This window comes from Kribbella deserti, assembly GCF_042434725.1.
In the GTDB taxonomy this organism is placed as follows: Bacteria; Actinomycetota; Actinomycetes; order Propionibacteriales; family Kribbellaceae; genus Kribbella; species Kribbella deserti.
In genome coordinates this window covers 208236-226805 of the sequence record NZ_JBHLTC010000037.1, presented here as the reverse complement: position 1 = coordinate 226805, position 18570 = coordinate 208236, and the positions used below count along the sequence as shown (strand labels likewise).

Genomic DNA, 18570 nt, shown 5'->3' with positions numbered 1-18570 from the left:
CGCCTTCCCCGGCCTTTAGGCCCAGGTTTTGGTGTGCCCACTACCGGGACCACCTCCGACCACCACGTCCACGTTGACCCGCCGTCGACCTCGGCCCGCCGCGGGTTCCACCTCATTCAGCGACCGCGACAACCCCGCGCCATGACGCGCGAACCCAGCCTGTCGGGACGTGCCGCGCGAACCCAGCGCCGTGGCGCGCGAACCCAGCGTGATGACGCAACCCCGGCGCGCAGCGTACGGAACCACCCGAGTCGACCGGCCCAACCTCACCCGACCCGGCCTGACAATTCGCGACTCCTCAGGGGGGACGGGTGACCACGCGAATCCTGGCCCGCGAACGGACGCGCACACGCGACCACTCACCACGACTCGCGAGTGAAGACGCACGACCCTGTCGCACCGTCCGGCCCCGGCGGCCATGCCCGATCACAATCCGACCGCCGGCGCGGACCGGTCGACCTCCAGAGGAGCACCCCGACTCTCCTACCTGCGGAAAACCACAGTTCAAGTCTGCGGTTGTTCGCACTGTGCGACGCCGTGGCGGTCGGCAAACTTGTAAGCACGCACGGAGGAGCCGCCTCTGGGTGTTCTGGAGGTGGTCTGGGTGCGTCGAGGTGTTTACCTGGTGGTGGCGCTGGCGCTGCTCCTCAGCTCCGGAGCGAACGTTCCGGCGGCGCAGGCGACACCTCACGACCGGTCCGCTCTGTCGCCGGAGGCCATCTCGAGAGTCGTGGAGCAGAGCATCGGGCCGACCCGGTTGCCCGGCGTCGCGGTCGTCGTGGTGGGTTCGGGCCGAGTACTGCACAGCGGCGGGTACGGACAGGACTCCCGGGGGACGCCGATCACCGGCAATACGCTGTTCCGGATCGCCTCTGTATCGAAGGCGTTCACGGCGCTGGCCGTCCAGCAGCTCGCGGTGAGCGGCCGGCTTCGGCTCGACGATCCGGTCGCGGCGCGGCTGCCCGAGTTCGCGCCGGCCGATTCGCGCGCCCGACGGATCACCATCCGGCAGTTGCTGAACCACACTTCGGGGCTGTCGGACCGGACGTTCCCCGAGGCGACCCTGCCCCAGCCGGACTCCCTGCGCGAAGCCGTCGCCGCGCTTCGGACGGCCGAGCTGGCAACGGATCCCGGCGCCCGGCACGACTACCACAACCCGAACTACTGGGTCGCGGCCCGGTTGGTCGAGGTCGTCAGCGGGCAGTCGTTCGAGCAGTATCTGCGGCAGCGCATCCTCGGCCCGCTGGGAATGCGATCGACGGTCGCGCTCACCAACTGGAAGGAACCGGTACCGGGTCTCGCGGAGGGGTACAACCGGTTCCTCGGCTTTACCGTGGCGCGACCCGAACCAGACCGCTTCGTCGCCGGATCAGCGGGCCTGGTGTCCAGCGCCGACGATCTCGCCCGCTGGCTGCTCCTGAACAGCGGTTCCGGACCTGCTTCCGTACTGTCCGGCGCGGGCCTGGACGAACTCCACCGTCCAAGTGCTCCCGCCGACGGCCGGTACCGCGGGCGCTACGCGCTCGGCTGGGATGTTCCCGAGATCCCTGACGGCCCTCGGCAGGTGTCCCACTCGGGATCGTCCTTCACCGGGACCGCCCAGGTGGCCTTGCTTCCCGGCAGCGGTCACGCCATCGCGGTGCTGGCCAACAGCCGCATGCCACTGGAATCCGACCTCGAAGCGATCATGACCGGTCTGATCGCCCTCACTCAGGGACGGGCCGCTCCACCGGCGGGGCCGCCGGCTGCTTTCATCGCCGACCTGGTCATGATCGGCCTCGGGTTCCTGATGGGTCTGCTCGGAACGCTGACGATCCGGCGCTCCCGTGGCTGGGCTCGACGCCGCCACGGCGCACCACTGTGGCTGACAATTTTTAGGCTGCTCATGTACCTCTCACCGCTCGCTGCGCTTCTGGCCCTGCCGCGGCTGCTCGAGATCCTGACCGCCGGGCGCAGCGTCACGTTCCAGCTGGTCTCTCACATCTGGCCGACGCTCCTCGTCACGATCGCGCTGGCCGCTGTACTGGGCCTGCTGATCATCACCACCCGCGCCCTGGCCCTGCGGGACGCCGAATAGCTCGGGTCGCCAGTTCGATCACCCGTTCTCGTCCTTTCGTACGACCTCCCAACGGCCCAGGATCGTGATCAGCCGGCTTCGGGCCGGGGCAGCCAGGCGTCGTCCGGGGCGTCGAGCCAGCCTTCGGCGCGGACCAGTTCGTCCACCGCCTCGTGCAAGGCCCGCAAGCCGGGATGCTCGATGTCGTCGCGCCAGATCATCACCCAGGGGAACAACGCGACCGGTTCGATCAAGGGCCGTAGCACCGCCCCCGGTACCTCGGGCTGGGTCGTCATCGTGAGGATCGGGGCGTCGCGATCACGAACGTGCTGGGCCAGTTCGTCAACGCCCTGTACGTGCGGATGCGCGCCCGCCGCGTCAACGCCGAAGGGCGCGAGCAGTTGCAGCAGCGCGTGCTCCCACCCGGGCGTCGCGTGATTGCCCGCGCGAATGCACACGCCGGTCCCCCGCAACGACTCCAAGGTGATGGCCGCCCGCTCGGCCAGCGGATGGCCGGACGGCAGGAGCACGGCGATGGGCTCGCGCCGTACCGGACGCTGGAGAACCCCGTCGAGCGGGCCAGGACTCCGGCCGAACGTGACGTCGAGCTCGTCACCCAGCAGCGGTACGGCGGCCTGGGTCCCGGTGTGAAACCGGGCGAAGAACTCCAAGTGCGGCGCCTTCCGCCGCGCGGCCGCCAACACGACCGAGGGAGTTAATCCCGGCCCGACCACGTCGACGGTCAAGGACCGGGGTTCACCGTGCAGCTCGCGCAGGGCCCGGTCGTGCAAGGCGACCAGCTCGCGCGCCCGAACCAGCAACTTCTGTCCGGCCGGGGTGAGGCCGACCCGGCGGGTGGTCCGGTCGAGCAGCCGGACGCCAACCCGATCCTCCAGCCGCCGGATATCGCGGCTGAGGGCCTGCTGCGCCACAAAGAGGCGTTGGGCCGCACGACTGAAGTGCAGCTCCTCCGCCACCGCGATGAAGTACCGCAGCAGGCGGATGTCCAGGTCGTCGGGCATGTCGTCCTTTCTACACCCGGATTAACACGCCAGGTGCGTGAATCAGCCGTCAGCAGGTGTTGGAGTTCAAGCCGGGACCTCGGCGATGGTCGAGACATGAGATCAGCCAGCGCGAGGAGCCCGAGGCACACCATCGCCCTGTACTACGGGCTGACCGGCGTGCTCAACGCGCTCTGGGGTGCCGCGCTGCCCGCCATCGACGCCCGGCTCGACCTCGGCCCGGCGCGGCTCGGCGGCCTGTTCGCGCTACTGGCGATCAGCGCCCTCGTCGCCATGCCGATCACCGGGCGCCTGGCCGACCGCTGGGACAGCCGGTTGCTGCTCCGGGTGACGAATCCGGCGTCGGCGCTCGCGCTGATCGGCGCCGCGCTGGCACCGACGGCGTCGACCCTCGCGATCTGGACCGTGGTGATGGGCCTGCTGTTCGGCGCGCTCAACGTGGCGCTGAGCATTCAGGCCGTCGCGGTCGAACGAACGATAAGCCGCCCGGTGATGTCCGGCCTGCACGGCATTTGGACCCTCGGCGCGGTCGCCGGTGGCGTTTTGGTCACCGTGGGCCTCGGTACCGGCGCGGACGTCCGGCTCGTCATGACCTCCGGTGCCGTCGTACTGGTGGTCGCCGGTCTCACTATCGCGCCTCCCCCGGTCCGGCCTTCACCGTTGAAGGCGACGGACGAGCCCGGCCCGGTCATCAGTACGACTCTGCTCGTCACCCTCGGCCTGATCGGCGCGGCGGGATTCCTCACCGAAGGTGCCGCCACGGACTGGGCCGGTATCCACGCCACCCGGGTGCTCGGCGCCACCCCGGCAGTCGCGTCGTTCGTCTACACGGTCTTTTTCGTGGCGATGACGGTCGTGCGCTTCGCCGGAGACGCACTCCGGGCCCGATTCGGCGCCGAACGCACGGTCCGCGCCGGGGGCGGTACGGCGTCCGCCGGCTACGCGCTCGTACTGCTGGCCGGTTTGTTGCCCTCGGCAACGCCAGGGCGGATCGCCGTCGCCGTGACCGGCTGGGCCCTGGCGGGAGCCGGGATGGCGGTGATCTGGCCGGTGGTGGTGAGCACGTTGGGCGCGACCGCCGCTTCCGGCCGACGGCTGTCCACGGTGACCGCCATCGGGTACGGCGGTGGTCTGGCCGGACCCGCGCTGATCGGTCATACCGCTGCGGCGACCTCACTTTCGACCGCCCTGGTGATCCCGGCGGCCGTCACCGCGATCGCACCAACCGCACTTCGCCGGGCTCGCATCCCGCGTCCCCTGCAGCCGACTTCCCGGCCTTGATCGAAAGGAATCACCATGTACGAGACCGTCACCCGCGCCACCCTCGCCGTACCGGGCGCCGAGTTGTACTACGAGGTCCGGGGGCAGGGCCCTCTCGTCGTACTCGTCGGGGCTCCGATGGACGCGAAGGCCTTCGCCCCGCTGGCCGACCTGCTCGCCACCGACCACACCGTGCTCACCACCGATCCGCGCGGTATCAACCGAAGCTCGGTGGATGATCGTGACCAGGACTCGACTCCCGAACAACGGGCGGACGACCTCTCCCGGCTCATCGCCCACCTCGACTCCGGTCCCGCCGTGGTCTTCGGTTCCAGCGGTGGTGCCGTCACGGCCTTGGCGCTGACCCAGGCACATCCGGAACAGGTTCGCACGGTGATCGCCCACGAACCGCCGCTGGACGAACTGCTCGACGACCGCGAGGCACTTCGCGTGCAGACGGAGGAGCTGTGTACGACGTACCTGTCGGGTGACGTGATGGGCGCCTGGGAGCTGTTCATGCGGCAGGCCAACATCGACCTGCCGGAAGGCGCGCTGGAGTACATGTTCGGCGGTGACCGGGATCCGCAGGCCGTCGCGGACGAGCGGTTCTGGTTCGAGCACGAGATGCGCCCGAGCACGTGGTGGCGGCCCGATCTCGATGTTCTGCGCGCTAGCCCGGTCCGCATCGTCGTGGGCGTCGGCGAGGATTCGATCGGCCAGCACTGCGATCGCACCTCGACCGCACTGGCCTCCGAACTCGGACTGACCACCACGCCGTTCCCGGGTGATCACACCGGCTTCGCCGAGGACCCGGCCGGCTTCGAGCCGCGGCTTCGCCCGTACCTGGCGTAGCGCCCGGGTGCATTGCCGGGGGAACTGGGTTAACGGCACGATCAAAGCTCTGTGTATATTGTCGGACAATCAGACAGGGCAATGATACGCCCGCGCTCAGGCCAAGCCGGAAAACGGTCCTGGGCGGCGGGTGGTGCCGTAGCTTGGATTGAAGTTGGGTCGAGGAGAGGACGCGCCGTGAGCCGGACGTTTGGGGTCGACAGCGAGGTAGGACCGCTTCGAACGGTCATCCTGCACCGCCCGGGCAACGAGTTGCGGCGGCTGACGCCCCGGAACAACGACAAGCTCTTGTTCGACGGGATTCCTTGGGTCGGCCGGGCGCAGGACGAGCACGACGCCTTCGCGCAGACGCTGCGCGACCGCGACGTCGAGGTGCTCTACCTGGGCCAGTTGCTTACGGAGGCGCTCGGCGATCCGGACGCGCGGGCCGTCGCCGTCGCCGACTCGACCGAGGACCTCCGCCTCGGCGACACCCTGCGCGAGTATCTCCGCGGGCATCTGGGTTCGCTGGATCCGGCCGGGCTGGCCGAGACGCTGATGGCCGGCGTGCGGAACGACGAGGTCCGTGCAGGTGGTCTCGTCACCTCACTGCTGGCCGACGAGGACTTCCTGATCGATCCGCTGCCGAACCTGCTGTTCACCCGCGACTCGAGTGTCTGGATCGGCGGCTCAGTCGCGGTCACGTCGCTGGCGATGCCGGCCCGGGCCCGCGAGACGCAGCTGACCGAGCTGATCTACACGTTCCACCCGCGGTTCAAGGGCGTCGAGCGGATCTACGACCACAAGCTCGAACACGTCGAGGGCGGCGACGTACTGGCACTTGGTCCGGGCGTGCTCGCGGTCGGCGTCGGGGAGCGTACGACGCCCGCGGGGGTGGAACGGCTGGCCCGGCGGGTGTTCGCGAAGGGCCTCGCGCACACCGTGCTCGCCGTACCGATCGCGCAGCAACGGGCCACCATGCACCTGGACACCGTCTGCACGATGGTGGACGTAGACGCCGTGCTGATGTACCCGAACATGGCCGAAGAGATGCGGGCACTCGCGGTCACCGCCGAGGGCGACGAGCTGCACGTGGCCGAGCCCGAGCCGTTCCTGGTCGCCGCCGCGAAGGCGCTCGGCATCGACACCCTGCGCCGGATCGACACCGGCCTGGACCCGGTCACCGCGGAGCGCGAGCAGTGGGACGACGGCAACAACACGCTGGCGCTCGCGCCGCGGGTCTGCATCGCCTACGAGCGGACCGTGGAGACGAACGCGCGGCTCGAGGAGGCCGGCATCGAGGTCATCCGGATCGCCGGCTCGGAGCTCGGATCGGGCCGTGGCGGACCGCGCTGCATGTCCTGTCCGGTGTCCCGCGAACCACTTGCCTGACGGGTCAATCAAGGCCGATTCGGATGCTCGGATGGGCCTGACATCAACCGATTGAGCAGCGCGAACGAGCTGGCGCGGGAATTTGACACTCCGTCGGGTGTGGGACTTGTTGACGGCCCCCACTTTGAGTACTCTTCGTGTCTAGGCCCAGGCCCTGTTGCTCCCCCGTCAGCAGGACTTGGGCCGTCCACGTGAACGAAGGCCCCGCGCTCAAGCGCGGGGCCTTCGTCGTATGTCCGGACCTATCGGATGGTGAGCTGCCGGTTGGCCAGTCCGGCCCGGGCCGCGCGCTCCTCGGCGGAGAGCGGCTCGGAAGTGGCCAGCGCCTTCTCCAGCGCGGCGGCGAACTCGGCCGCCGGCTTCTCCACGTCGGCGGCGGTCGAGTCGGCGGGCAACTCCCACACCGGCGCCAGCAGACCCAGCGCGCGGAACGAGCCGATCAGGCGCGTCCCGTCACCCAGCGTGGACGAACCGGCCGCGTGCAGCCGGGCCAGCGCGTCGAGCAGCACGTCCTCGCTGTGCGGCATCACCCAGCGCAGGTAAACGCGATCGCCGATGCGCGTCCAGTACGCCGCCTCGACACTCTCCAGGCGAACGGTCGGCGCGGCAGCGGCGTTCGCACGCTCGAGCCCGGCGGCGACCTCACCGGTCGGGTCCTCGACGTTCTCGCCGACCCAGAAGTCGAAGCCGTCGTGCACGGCGATGTCGATCGGCTTGCTGACGTCGATCAGGTCCTGCAGTCGCGGTCCGGCGACCAGCAGGTCCGGCGTCTGAACCGGGTTGCCGGGCTCGGTCGCGAGCGCGGCGGTCAGTACGTGGCCGAGGTCGCGGCTCGGGTCGCCGGTGGAGTGGTGCACCTGCAAGCCGATCCAGATCGAGCCGTCGTCGCGGACCAGCCCGGGCATGGCCATCGGCAGCAGCGTGCAGAGGGTGACCGCACGGTCGGCGTGCTCCCCGGCCAGGGTGACCTTGGCGGTGGCGGCCGGTACGACCTCGCGGAAGGCGATCAGGTCGCACTCCGACGGCAGGCCTTCGAACGGACGGACCACGAACACGTCCGCGGCCTGAGCCTGCTCCTTGCCGTGGCACTGCTTGAAGCGCTTGCCCGAACCACATGGGCAGGGCTCCCGGGGCCCGACGTCGGCGAGGTCGGCCGGGTCGAGCGTGACGGTCGAGGTTTTAACGCGCTGGCGCGACTTCTTTCCCATCCCCGCAGTCTCGCAGCAACCCCACCGGTAACCACAAATGCACCGGTCCCGAGCCTCTCGCCGGCGCGTGGGTCAGCACTCGAGCGCGGGGTCAGTGCGGGAGTACGGCGAAGACGGTACGGCCACCGTTGCGCTGGCGCACGCCCCAGCTGGAGGTCAGCACGGTGACGATGGCCAGCCCACGGCCGCCGAGGGCCTCGGGGTCGGCACCGGTGATGTGCTGCGGCGCGGTCTCACCGCAACCGTCGGTGACTTCGATGTGAATGCCGCGCGGATCGATCCACCAGCTGACCCGCAGGTCTCCCGACGACAGCGGTGGCGCGTGGCGAATGGCGTTGGACAGCAGTTCGGACAGCACCAGCCGGGCGTCGTCTCGTCGATCGACCGGCACCTCGTAGCGGCGCAGGTAATCGTTGAGACCACGGCGCGCGTCCGATACCGCCGAGACGTCGTGGGGCAGCACGACCTCGACCGACCTGACGTCGGCAGGCAGAGCGACGGCGGACACGCAGGGATCTCCTCTTCGAGGCTGGGAACGGGGGATGACTCCGCTAGCTCTTCTTCCCATGATGGCGGCGGCGAAAACGTTTGACTGACATTCTGTGATGTTTTCTGCCAGGAATGCGCGGCCTTAACGGAATCTTTAGGGAGATGATCACTTAATTGAGCGCTCGAATTACGCAGCGCATTCGCCTCGTGACAACAACGAGCGTGAAAACGGTTACTTCCGTGACACGCTGGAACGATCCACCTGCTGGAACGAGGGTCAAGTCACAGTCTGGATCGTCCACCAGGTGGACGTTTTTCGCACCCTGGAGTTGATCAGCGCGGCACGGTCTTCAGCTCGCGAACGGTCTGTACCGCCATCTCCGGCCGGTCGCTGATGATCGCGTCCACCCCGATTTCCGCGCAATGCCGGACATCTTCGGGCGTATTCACGGTCCAAACGTGCACCTGATGCCCATGACCGTGCGCGCGGGCGACGTACTCCGGATGGGAAACGACCAGTTCCAGACTCGGACCGGCATGGCTGACACCGGTCGGCAACGAGCCGTCGCGGAAGCGCAGCGGTACCCGTTCCATCAGCAGTACGGTGCGCAGACTCGGCGCCATCGTGCGCATCCGGCGCAACGACAGCCAGGAGAAGCTCATCACCCGCGCGGGTGATTCCGAGCCGATCCGCGGATGCGCCCAGCCGAAGCGATCGAGCGTCTCGATCAGTTTGCGCTCGACCAGCCCGGCGTACCGGGTCGGGTGCTTGGTCTCGATGGCGAGCTCGATCGGACGGCCGCTGTCGCGGACCATGCCGAGCAGCCGGTCCAGCGTGAGCACCCGGGACATGTCCGGATCGGGCAGTTCGGCCTCGTCGTCGAGTTCGGCCCAGGGCTGCTTCCACGAACCCCAGTCGAAGGCGTTCAGCTCTTCGAGGTTCATCGTGGACAGCACGCCCTTGCCGTTCGAGGTGCGCTCGATCCGGCGATCGTGCACGCAGACCAGATGGCCGTCGGCGGTCAGCCGGATGTCACATTCGAGTGCGTCCGCGCCGGCCTCGACCGCTTTGCGATAGGCCGCCAAGGTGTGCTCAGGACTGACCTCACTGGCACCGCGGTGAGCGACAACGCTCGGGCGATTCCCCATGGCTCAACTCTGGCACGCGAACCGCGCCAACCACCGCATGCCCGGCGGTTTTTCCTCCCGTGGGGACGAGTTCTCCGTCAGGGCAGACGGTCGGTGGTGGCGTAGCGACCGTCGTGGTAGAGCAGCGGTTCGTGCTCGCGTCGCTCGGTATGGGTGGCCAGCCGGGCCACGATGATGTGGTGGTCGCCGACGCCGAAGCGGTGCTCGACCTGGCCCAGCAGAAAGCTCGGCACGTCGTCGAGCACCGGTTCCCCCGACGCCAGCCGGGACCAGCGGGTGGGTTCGGCAAAGCGGTCGATCCCACTGGTCGCGAACCGCCCGGCGAGCTCGGTCTGGGTCGCGTCGAGGAAGTTGATCACCAGGCTGTTCGCGGCGTTCACGGTCGGCCAGCTCGACGCCGAGGCCGAAATGGCGAACGACACCAGCGGCGGCAGCAGGCTCACTGAGACCAGCGACGTGGCGGTGAATCCGACCGGGCCGTGGCCGGCGTCGGCGGTGATCACGACAACACCGGCGGCATGCCGGCGAAAGACGGTGCGATAGACGTCGGCGTCCACCGGGCGCTCGGCGGCTTCGGCCGGTACGACGGACAGCGCGTGCGTCGTACCGGGGCTGTGGCGGTGCGGACGGATGGAACGGGCGGAGGTGATGGCCTGAACGGACATGACGGATCTCCCTCGGGGTCATCCACGGGCGCCCACACGCCTGCGAAACGGCCGGTGGGCAGGGCTGATCGGTGGCGCACGCGACCTGGGCAATGCCGTGGCCGCTTGGATACGGGCGCAGAGGTGGTACCGGGAATCAGCGACAGAGCGCGCTGGCGATCCGCATCTGGTCGATGTTGCGGCGGCGGGTCAACCAGGACGTGACGAGCGGCGGCAGCAACCGGCTGCGGTCCTTGCTCGTCTTGGCCATGCCCAAGACTCTCTCATCAAAGTCGACTGATTCACTAGACAATCCCACTATCCGGGACACCGGCTCCGAAGCCGGCCTCACAGCTTCGTCCGCCCGTGCGTTCTACTGACGTGATGCCAACTCCGAGCGCGCTCCCTCCGTTCCAGGCGCTGATCGACGCGCATTGGCGGGACGTGGCGCGCCTAGCCCGCGCACTGGCCGGGCCCGTCGACGGTGACGATGTGGCCCAGCGAGCCTGGGAGAAGGCGCTGAACGCCTATCCCGGTCTCACCTCCGCGAAGAACCTGCGGAGCTGGCTGCTGACCATCACCGCCCGCTGCGCGACGGACCTGCACCGCTCGCGCCGGCCCCAGTCACCGCTGGACGACGACCTGCCGCTCACGGTGGACGGGCCGGACGTGACCGACTGGCCCGATCCGGATCTGTGGCGGGCCGTCGGCGAGCTGCCCGAACGGCAACGGGTGGCCGTCACGCTGAAGTACGTCGCCGATCTCGATCACAAGGCGGTTGCCGCCGTCCTCGACACCACCCCGGCCGCGTCGCGGCGATTGGTCAGCGACGCGCTTGCCACCCTTCGCAAGGAACTGGACTCATGACCGACCTCGAGAACCGCCTCCAGACGGGCCCGGCGTACGGCGCCCCGCCGGTGCTGCCCGACTCCGACGTCTCCTACGCGCTGCACGACACCCCGATCGGCACGATGCTGCTGGCCGTCACCCACGGCCGGGTGGTGGCGAGCTCGTTCGACGACGAGGAGACCATGACCGCCCGGCTGGCCCGGACGATCTCCCCGCGAGTACTGCGCAAACCTTCGGCTGTTGACGATGTCCGCCGCCAATTGGACGAATACCTCGCCGGACGGCGGAAGGCCTTCGAGCTGGACGTCGACCTGGCCCTGGCGACGCCGTTCCAGCGGCTCGTGCTCGGGGATCTGCCGCGGCACACGTCGTTCGGGCAGACCACGACGTACGGGCGGCTGGCCGGGGAACTGCATCGCCCGAAGGCCGCCCGGGCCATCGGTACCGCGCTGGGCGCGAATCCGGTGTGCGTCGTACTGCCCTGCCATCGGGTGGTCGGCGCGAGCGGATCGCTCACCGGATACGCGGGCGGATTGGCCGCGAAGGCCTTTCTGCTGAACCTCGAACAAGCCGGTTTTCAGCCCTGATCGAAACCCTCCGGTGGTGTTATTCCGCTGAGACGGGATTGCAACGTTCAGGCCCCGGATATGAGCGTCCAGCTGGCTACGGTGAAACGACGGTGGTGAATTCCAGCAGGGAATCCTCCGCTTGATTGTGCCGTTGCGGAATCTGGGGGTTCGCCGTGGGACTGAGAATTCATTTCACTTGTGACGACGTGGCCCGGACGACCTTCGCCTCGAAGCCGGACCCGCTGTGGGAGTTGTTGCTGAGCCTGCACCAGTTGCAGACCGATGACGCGCCGGAGGTGTTCGGGCAGTGGCGGCGCCGAGTGCGGGCCAAGCTCGGCGAGCAGGAGCGAAGGCTGCTGGAACTCGCGCCGCCACTGGGATATTCGCCGGACTTCCTGACGCCACCGGAGTCCTCGAACGGCCTGGGCGCGGGTCTTGACGCACTGGCCCGGACGGATCGCGCCCGGCTTCGCGCCGAGCTCGATCGACTGGACGAGGTTCCCCGCTGGGCGGCCGGTCTGCTGGGCGCGGACGGCACGAGCCGGCTGGCGCAGGCGATGCGCGGGTACTTCCGGTCGTTCGTCAGCCCGTACTGGCCGTCGATCAGCCGGCAGGTGGAGCACGATCTGAGCAGCCGGGCGAAGACCCTGATGACCGGTGGGCTCGGCGGCCTGAGCGCCGAACTGACCAAGGGCATGGCGTGGAACTCGCCGGTGCTGGAGGTCGATGTCGGCCAGGCCCGATCGAAGGATCTGCACCTCAACGGGCGCGGGTTGCGGCTGATCCCGTCGTACTTCTGCTGGGGCTATCCGATCACGCTGCGGGACCCGGATCTTCAGCCAGTGCTGGTGTATCCGGTTCGGCACCAGCCGTTCACCGAGCCGGTCACCCAGACGCGCACGGATATCCAGCAGGCCCTGGGCAGTCTGCTCGGACGGACCCGCGCGGCGGTGTTGCGATCGATCTCTTTGGGCGGTTGCTCGACCACCGAACTGGCTCAGCGGGTGGGCATCTCCCCCGCCTCGGCCAGTGAGCACGCGCGGGTGCTCAACCAGGCCGGCCTGATCAGCACCCGGCGGGTAGGTGCCGCGGTCAACCACACGATCCGCCCAACCGGCCGCGAACTCCTCGGCGTCTGAATCGGGCGAAGGCCCCCGCCCTGGCGGGCGGGGGCCTTCATTCGCGATGACCGGCTGGGGCCTTACTTGTAGACGACCCAGAGCTCGTAGTCGTCACCCGGGAACGCGCTGCCGTCGATGCACTTGTACTTGGTCCACTTGGTACCGGCGGCACCCGCGGCGTGGCAGTCCGACTGCCAGAAGAAGTCACCGACGTACTGCCAGTTGTCGGCCGCCTGGACCGCACCGGCCGTCGCGACCGGGGCCTCGACCGCCTGCGCGGCGGGCAGTGCGAAACCACCGGCGGCGAGCGCGGCACCGGCCGCGACACCGAAGATCGTCCTGCGAATGTTCATGACGCCTCCTTCTCGGGAATTTCTTTTGATGTCCCAAGAATGCTTTTCCGGCGGTTTTAACGCTATTGATCTTCGGACCGGACCGAAAGGCGCAAATGCTTTTCGGTCAGGCCCGAACAGTCCTTGCGCCAAGCTTGCCGAGCAGGATCGCCGCGAGCATCGAAATCACGATCGAGGTGTACGTCGCCCCGAGCCAGCCGGGCACGGCGTCCGTACCGGCGAGGTCCAGCAACCGCGCCTGCAGGTCGACCCAGAAGGCGGACCAGCCCGTGACGGTGCCCGGGTTGACGAGCTGATAGGTGACGAAGCCGATCAGCCAGGCGACGGCCGGCTGCCAGCGGAACCGGGCCGCGTCGGAGACATCCCAGTTCATCTTGCTGACCACGAAGAAGTCGGCGATCGCGACCGCGAACAGCGGAATGAACACCGAGCCGATCAGGTAGAGGAACTGCGTGTAGTTGCCGAGATCAACAAACAGCGCGAGCGTGGTGGCGAGTACGCCGATCGCGATCGAGATCCAGCGGCGATCGATGTGCCCGATGATGTTGTGCGCCGCCATCGTGGTCGAGTAGACGTTCGCGTAGGCCTCGTCCACCTCGTCGACCAGCAGTACGAACAGCGCGATCGCGCCCGCAGGCAAGGTGACCAGCGCGGTGATCACGCCCTCGCTGTCGGTCTGCAGCGTCGCCACGGCAAGCACGCCGAGGGTGAAGTAGGCGATCGCGGCCAGCCCGTACCCCAGCGACGATCCGAGGAACGCGGCCTTGTTCGACTTCGAGTGCCGGGTGTAGTCGGCGGCGAGCGGCGCGAACGAGACCACGCCGGCCGCGGCCAGGTCCACCCCGGGCCAGAAGCCGAAGACCCCGTCCTGCGGAATGTCCTGCACCGGCTTACCGAGCACCTGGACGAACAGGTACACCGACGCGGCGAGCACCAGCCAGACCATGAACTTGCGCAGCACCCGCACACTGCCGAGCGGGCGAACCGCCATCGTGGTGGCGATCGCCCCGGCCAGCAGTACGAACACCCAGCGCCAGCGTTCGCCGGTGATCGCGACGGCCGCCTGGGAGATCACGATGATCTCCATCGTGGCCCAGCCGACGTTCTGCGCGATGTTCAGCACGGTGGGCGCGAGCGAACCGCGCCGCCCGAAGATGCCGCGCAGCGCGGCCATCGCCGGCGCGCCGGTCTGCGACCCGAACACCGCGGCACCACCGAGCACCAGCGCCCCGAGCGTGCAGCCGACCAGCACCGCGAGCAGGCCCTTGACCAGCGATCCGGTGTACGCCGCGACCAGCGCGCCGGTGACCGGGCCGAACAACGAGATACCGAGATTGCCCCACAACGTGAACTGGTCGAAGAAGCCCAGCGTGCGGGGTGTATCGGTAGTGAGAACAAGTGGCGCCTCGGCCTTGGCCGAATCCCCAGAGTTGCGCACAGCAGTAGACGTCATCGGTCCTGCTCCCTACGCCGGCATTACCCGGTCAGGTTCAGGCGGTCGGTGACCCGGCTCCGGCCTTTCGGTCTCCCGAAGTCAGGCCGTCACTGCTGCCACCCTCTCAGCCCGCATCCGGCGCGAGCTCCCGCGAAGGTTGGTCCGTACGCCCGCACCCTAACCTCCACCTTCCGCGTCAACAACAGCCTCGCTACCGCTGTGACCCAGCCGACGTGACGCCGTGGATGGTGGTGGCTATTTCGGGACCGCTGGTAAGGACGGGGAGGTGGGAGCCGGAGGGAAGGGTTCGCGGGGCGCCGTGAGCCAGCTCGGCCACTCGGTTGATCCACGAGGTCGGGGCGATGCGGTCGTACTTGCCGCGGAGTACGGCGACCGGGATGGCGAGTGGTTCGAGGCGGCGGGAGAGGTCGTGGCGCTGGGCGGCGCGGAGGCCGCGGATCATGGCGGCCGGACCGGTTCGAACGTACTGGCGGCGCAGAGTCGGGACGAGGCGCGCGGGTTCGTGCACGGCTGAGCGGACCCAGCGTTCCGCCAACCGCCAGAACGCCGAGGCGCCGGGATCGCCGATCGGGCCGATCAGCACGAGCCCGGCGACCAGGTCCGGCCGGGCCAGGGCCGTCTCGACGACGATCTGGCAGCTCGCCGAATGCCCGACGAGTACGGCGGAGGTGATACCGCGTGCGTCGAGCTCCCGGGCCACGACGGCACCGAGTGCCTCCGGGCGGAAGTCGTCACCGCGTCGCGACGGCAGTCCGTACCCAGGCAGGGAGATGACCTCGGACGGTTGATCCAGGCAGCGCCGTACCGGCTCGGACGACTCAGGGCCGAGACCAAGGCCCGGGACAAAAACCACGCTCATTAGCCATAGGTACCCACTCGGACTACTCCCAGGGCGGGCGCTGCGGAGCGGGTCGCACGATCGGGTTCGAGACCTCGGGCTTGAGGGCGCGATAGCCGAGGCCGAAACCGACGGCCAGCAGGATCAGCCCGAGGCCACCCCAGGCGTAGGCGATCGGCAGGCGATCGAGGGTCTCCTCCCGGCCGCCCATGCCGGTCGTGAGCACCATCACCAGCCACACCATCAGCGGCAGCAGCGAAACCAGCACCAGGGCGAAGCCGGCTCGTTCGACCGGATCGGGCTCCAGCTTCGCCTTGCGGCGGGCGATCACGTCGAGCACCCACATCCCAATGGCGGCGGCGCCGACGATCAGCACCAGCAACTGGCCGATCGAGTCGATCACGTCCGTGCGCAGCGGGTGGTTCAGGGACGAACCAGGCGCCTGCACGATCTCCCGGATCGAAACCCGCTGCACGGTCAGTACCAGCAGGCCATAGATGCCCGAGGCAATCGCCGCGACCAGCAGGACCCGCGCCGCCCGGGCATCCCGCCCGACCTCGGCCATCGGCCCGTGCCCATGGCCATACGCGTCCACCGGTGCGCCGGGCTGCTGCTGCGGATGCGCCTGGCCGGGAAATCCCTGCTGATACCCAGGCGCCGGCGCATACCCCTGCCCAGCCGGTACGCCGTACTGCGCGGGCTGTCGATACTGGCCCGGCTGTCCGTACTGCCCAGGTTGACCGACCTGCCCGGGCTGACCGTATTGCCCAGGCGGTCCGTACTGGCCGGGCTGGCCGGGCTGGGGTGGCTGGGCGTAGTGCCCGGGCTGACCGAACTGGACCGGCCCGGCGAACTGTCCGGGCTGACCGCCAAGACCGGGCTGACCACCCGGCCCGGGCTGACCGGTCTGACCAGGCGGCGTACCGGGCGGAGTGCCCGGGGCGTTCTCGTCGTACGGCGCGGGCTTGGCGTACTTGCCGGAGTCGTCGGTTTCGGCCGGATCGTCCCCACGGCCGTACGTCGGGAAATCGGATGACGACATCGAGGCTCCTCCAGTCCGGGCCAGTCCTGCTGGCAGCCTCTCACGAACGCGCGTCAGGCGACCGCGAACGAGGGGTCAGGTGGCGTTGACGGTCGGCCACGGATTGGGCAGGCAGCCGCCGAGGCCTTTGGTCTGCTGCATCATCACCGGTGCCGGTTTGCCGTCGGCCGCGCAGGTCGAGTGGCCGAAGCCGAGCGCGTGGCCGACCTCGTGATTCACCATGTACGCGCGGTAGAGATCGATCTTGCCCTGGTAGTGCGGAACCGCGTAGGCCCAGCGCTTGGCGTTGAGCACCACCCGGTCCTCGACCCGGCAGGAGACCTGGCCGCCGGTGTCGAGCGGTTCGCAGAGCTTGTCGGTAAGCGTTGGCGTCGCCACGATGATCCGGAGGTCGGGATCGGGCCCGTCGGTGCGCTCGAAGTTGACCGGGTGCGCCGACTGCCAGCCACGCTCGTCGGTCAGCGTGCGGTGGATCGCCTCGGCCACGCCCGGTCCGCTGAACGACAGGCCGTGCTCGATCTCCAGCCGGTAGGTCAGCTTGTTCTTCTCGCTCTTGGCCTTGGTTCCGCCCGACACGATCGCCAGCCGGCCGGTGGAGCGGGTGATGTTCGGCGGCGCGGGCTTGGGCGGCCGGACCGTGGACTGCGCGCTCGGATCGGGCGTGGGTTCGATGACCGGATCGGGCTCCGGGCTGACGCCCGGGGTCGGCGCGGCCGTGGGCAGCCCGCCGGAACCGCTGGGCAACTGCTCGCGCTCGGTGGTCACGCGCGCCTCGACCAGGTCGACCGCGAGACTGCTGCGCTTACCGGGATCGGGATGAACCACCACGACCATGGCGAGAACGGCGAGTGCTGTAACACTCAACCATTGACCACGATAAGACCTATGTCGACTGTGGCGGCCCTGCCGCCGCCGTCGCCGACGGTGGGCACGCGTGCGCGCCGCGTGGCGGCTATGGGACCCGACCGTCATGTCGGTTCACACTACCGACCCATTGGTAACTCCGGGAGGGGTTCGGACGGAATACTCAGGCCGTCCGGGTTCGGAGGAACTTGCCGAAGTGCGGCACCGTGAACGCCACGGTGCCTCGCTCGGCCGAGTAGACCAGGCCCTTTTTGATCAGCCCGTCCCTCGCCGGGGACAGACTTTGCGGCTTGCGCTTGAGCGACGCGGCCACTTCGGATGTCGGCACGGACCCGTCCGCGGCACCCACGCCCAGCTCGGCCATCGCCCGCATGTAGTCGCGTTCCGCCGGCGTCGCCCGCTCGTACCGCGAACCGAAAAAGCCCACGGTCAGCTCGGCCGAGGCCTCCGGTGCCGCGACCGCGACATCCTTGATCGTGATCGGGCTGGCCGGCGCGTGGTCCCAGGTCGCGTGCGCGAAGGCCTGCACGAAGTACGGATAGCCGTCGGTCTGGGCGTACAACTCGTCGAGGGCCTCGTCGTCGTACTCCACGTCCTCACTCGCGGCCGGCACCATCAACGCGCGGTCGCACGCCTCCCGGGCCAACCGGTCGACCCGGACATAGCGGAACAAGCGCTCGGAGTACGACTTGCTGGCGGAGAGTACGGCGGGTAGGTGCGGCAGGCCCGCGCCGACGACCACGAGTGGTGCCGCCTGCTGGCTGATCTCGTGGCAGGCCGCGCACAGGGCGGAGAGGTCGTCCGGATTGATGTCCTGCATCTCGTCGATGAACAGGCCGACGCCCACCGACAGATCGTTGGCCAGATCGGCGGCGTCCGCGAACAGCTCGATCAGGTCCATCTCCAGATCGCCGGAGTCCGCCCGCCCCTTGGCGGCGATCACGTCGACGGGCGGATGCCAGCGAATGCCCTTGCGATCGTCGGCGGAGGTCCGCAGCGCGAAGGCCTTGAGCACGGCGCTGAACTGTTCGACCCGGTCGTCGTCGCGATGGCGGTGCCCCAGTTCGCGCATCGCCGAGTGCAGCGCCTGGGCCAACGGCAGCCGGATGCTCTGATCCGGCCGGGCCTCGATCTTGCCGGTGCCCCAGGCCCGTTTGATGGCCTGGCTGCGCAGCGTATTGAGCAGCACGGTCTTACCAACCCCGCGCAGACCGCTCAGGACCAGGCTGCGCTCCGGCCGTCGCGCGGCGATCCGCTCGAGCACGACCTCGAACTGCCTGACCTCGGTATCCCGCCCGGCCAGTTCGGGCGGGCGTTGACCTGCTCCTGGCGCGTAGGGATTCCGAATCGGATCCATGCATCGCACTGTATGGCGTTGTCTAGCGAATCTCGTAGATTTCGCTAGCCACGGTCATAGCGTGTCGCCT

General features: G+C 68.8%; 18 protein-coding genes. 7 read left to right on the top strand and 11 right to left on the bottom strand.

Annotated elements, in window-relative coordinates; genetic code table 11:
- Positions 1-604 precede the first annotated feature (604 nt).
- Positions 605-2077 carry a serine hydrolase domain-containing protein gene (locus ACFFGN_RS29360; RefSeq protein ID WP_380054041.1) on the top strand — a complete coding sequence of 491 codons (1473 nt, stop codon included), beginning with the start codon at positions 605-607 and terminating at the stop codon, positions 2075-2077.
- 68 nt (positions 2078-2145) lie between these two features.
- Here the strand turns inward: ACFFGN_RS29360 and ACFFGN_RS29355 are convergent, their stop codons facing one another.
- A complete protein-coding gene (locus tag ACFFGN_RS29355; RefSeq protein ID WP_380054038.1) occupies positions 2146-3078 on the bottom strand; it encodes a LysR family transcriptional regulator in 933 nt (310 codons plus the stop codon).
- A gap of 96 nt (positions 3079-3174) precedes the next feature.
- Between ACFFGN_RS29355 and ACFFGN_RS29350 the strand changes: the two genes are divergently transcribed.
- The 3 genes from ACFFGN_RS29350 (at position 3175) to ACFFGN_RS29340 (ending at position 6561) form a co-directional block, all read left to right on the top strand.
- Positions 3175-4359 carry an MFS transporter gene (locus tag ACFFGN_RS29350; RefSeq protein ID WP_380054035.1) on the top strand — a complete coding sequence of 395 codons (1185 nt, stop codon included), beginning with the start codon at positions 3175-3177 and terminating at the stop codon, positions 4357-4359.
- Between the two features lie 15 nt (positions 4360-4374).
- On the top strand, positions 4375-5190 hold the full coding sequence (locus tag ACFFGN_RS29345) for an alpha/beta fold hydrolase (RefSeq protein WP_380054032.1): 816 nt from the start codon (positions 4375-4377) through the stop codon (positions 5188-5190).
- Positions 5191-5367: 177 nt separating this feature from the next.
- Entirely contained in the window at positions 5368-6561 is a 1194-nt protein-coding gene (locus ACFFGN_RS29340) for an arginine deiminase (protein ID WP_380054029.1), read from the top strand.
- Positions 6562-6803: 242 nt separating this feature from the next.
- Here the strand turns inward: ACFFGN_RS29340 and ACFFGN_RS29335 are convergent, their stop codons facing one another.
- From ACFFGN_RS29335 to ACFFGN_RS29320, 4 genes are all read right to left on the bottom strand, one after another.
- Positions 6804-7769 (bottom strand): DUF5926 family protein, encoded by a 966-nt coding sequence (locus tag ACFFGN_RS29335; RefSeq protein ID WP_380054027.1) that lies wholly within the window; start codon positions 7767-7769, stop codon positions 6804-6806.
- A 91-nt stretch (positions 7770-7860) separates the two neighbouring features.
- Positions 7861-8277, bottom strand: a complete 417-nt coding sequence (locus ACFFGN_RS29330; RefSeq protein ID WP_380054023.1) for an ATP-binding protein — start codon at positions 8275-8277, stop codon at positions 7861-7863.
- A gap of 314 nt (positions 8278-8591) precedes the next feature.
- On the bottom strand, positions 8592-9407 hold the full coding sequence (locus ACFFGN_RS29325; protein ID WP_380054019.1) for a glycerophosphodiester phosphodiesterase: 816 nt from the start codon (positions 9405-9407) through the stop codon (positions 8592-8594).
- Positions 9408-9484: 77 nt separating this feature from the next.
- Positions 9485-10072, bottom strand: a complete 588-nt coding sequence (locus ACFFGN_RS29320) for a flavin reductase family protein (protein WP_380054016.1) — start codon at positions 10070-10072, stop codon at positions 9485-9487.
- Between the two features lie 363 nt (positions 10073-10435).
- Here ACFFGN_RS29320 and ACFFGN_RS29315 point away from each other — a divergent pair, with 363 nt between their 5' ends.
- The 3 genes from ACFFGN_RS29315 (at position 10436) to ACFFGN_RS29305 (ending at position 12608) form a co-directional block, all read left to right on the top strand.
- The gene (locus tag ACFFGN_RS29315; protein ID WP_380054013.1) at positions 10436-10918 is read left to right on the top strand and encodes an RNA polymerase sigma factor; all 483 of its coding nucleotides are present in this window, start codon (positions 10436-10438) and stop codon (positions 10916-10918) included.
- The gene (locus ACFFGN_RS29310) at positions 10915-11487 is read left to right on the top strand and encodes a methylated-DNA--[protein]-cysteine S-methyltransferase (RefSeq protein ID WP_380054010.1); all 573 of its coding nucleotides are present in this window, start codon (positions 10915-10917) and stop codon (positions 11485-11487) included. The genes ACFFGN_RS29315 and ACFFGN_RS29310 overlap by 4 nt, the downstream gene beginning before the upstream one ends.
- 188 nt (positions 11488-11675) lie before the next feature.
- Positions 11676-12608, top strand: a complete 933-nt coding sequence (locus tag ACFFGN_RS29305; RefSeq protein ID WP_380054006.1) for an ArsR/SmtB family transcription factor — start codon at positions 11676-11678, stop codon at positions 12606-12608.
- A gap of 62 nt (positions 12609-12670) precedes the next feature.
- On the opposite strand, the gene ACFFGN_RS29300 is transcribed toward ACFFGN_RS29305, so the two are convergent.
- The 6 genes from ACFFGN_RS29300 to ACFFGN_RS29275 form a co-directional block, all read right to left on the bottom strand.
- A complete protein-coding gene (locus tag ACFFGN_RS29300; RefSeq protein ID WP_380054001.1) occupies positions 12671-12943 on the bottom strand; it encodes a hypothetical protein in 273 nt (90 codons plus the stop codon).
- Between the two features lie 106 nt (positions 12944-13049).
- Positions 13050-14396, bottom strand: a complete 1347-nt coding sequence (locus tag ACFFGN_RS29295; RefSeq protein ID WP_380053996.1) for a purine-cytosine permease family protein — start codon at positions 14394-14396, stop codon at positions 13050-13052.
- Positions 14397-14589: 193 nt separating this feature from the next.
- Positions 14590-15258: an alpha/beta fold hydrolase gene (locus ACFFGN_RS29290; RefSeq protein WP_380053991.1), complete on the bottom strand. Its 669-nt coding sequence runs from the start codon at positions 15256-15258 to the stop codon at positions 14590-14592.
- A gap of 22 nt (positions 15259-15280) precedes the next feature.
- The gene (locus tag ACFFGN_RS29285) at positions 15281-16279 is read right to left on the bottom strand and encodes a hypothetical protein (RefSeq protein ID WP_380053986.1); all 999 of its coding nucleotides are present in this window, start codon (positions 16277-16279) and stop codon (positions 15281-15283) included.
- A 75-nt stretch (positions 16280-16354) separates the two neighbouring features.
- Positions 16355-17143, bottom strand: coding sequence for a DUF3152 domain-containing protein (locus ACFFGN_RS29280; RefSeq protein WP_380053982.1), 789 nt, complete (start codon positions 17141-17143; stop codon positions 16355-16357).
- A gap of 163 nt (positions 17144-17306) precedes the next feature.
- Positions 17307-18500 carry an ATP-binding protein gene (locus ACFFGN_RS29275; protein WP_380053978.1) on the bottom strand — a complete coding sequence of 398 codons (1194 nt, stop codon included), beginning with the start codon at positions 18498-18500 and terminating at the stop codon, positions 17307-17309.
- Positions 18501-18570 lie beyond the last annotated feature (70 nt).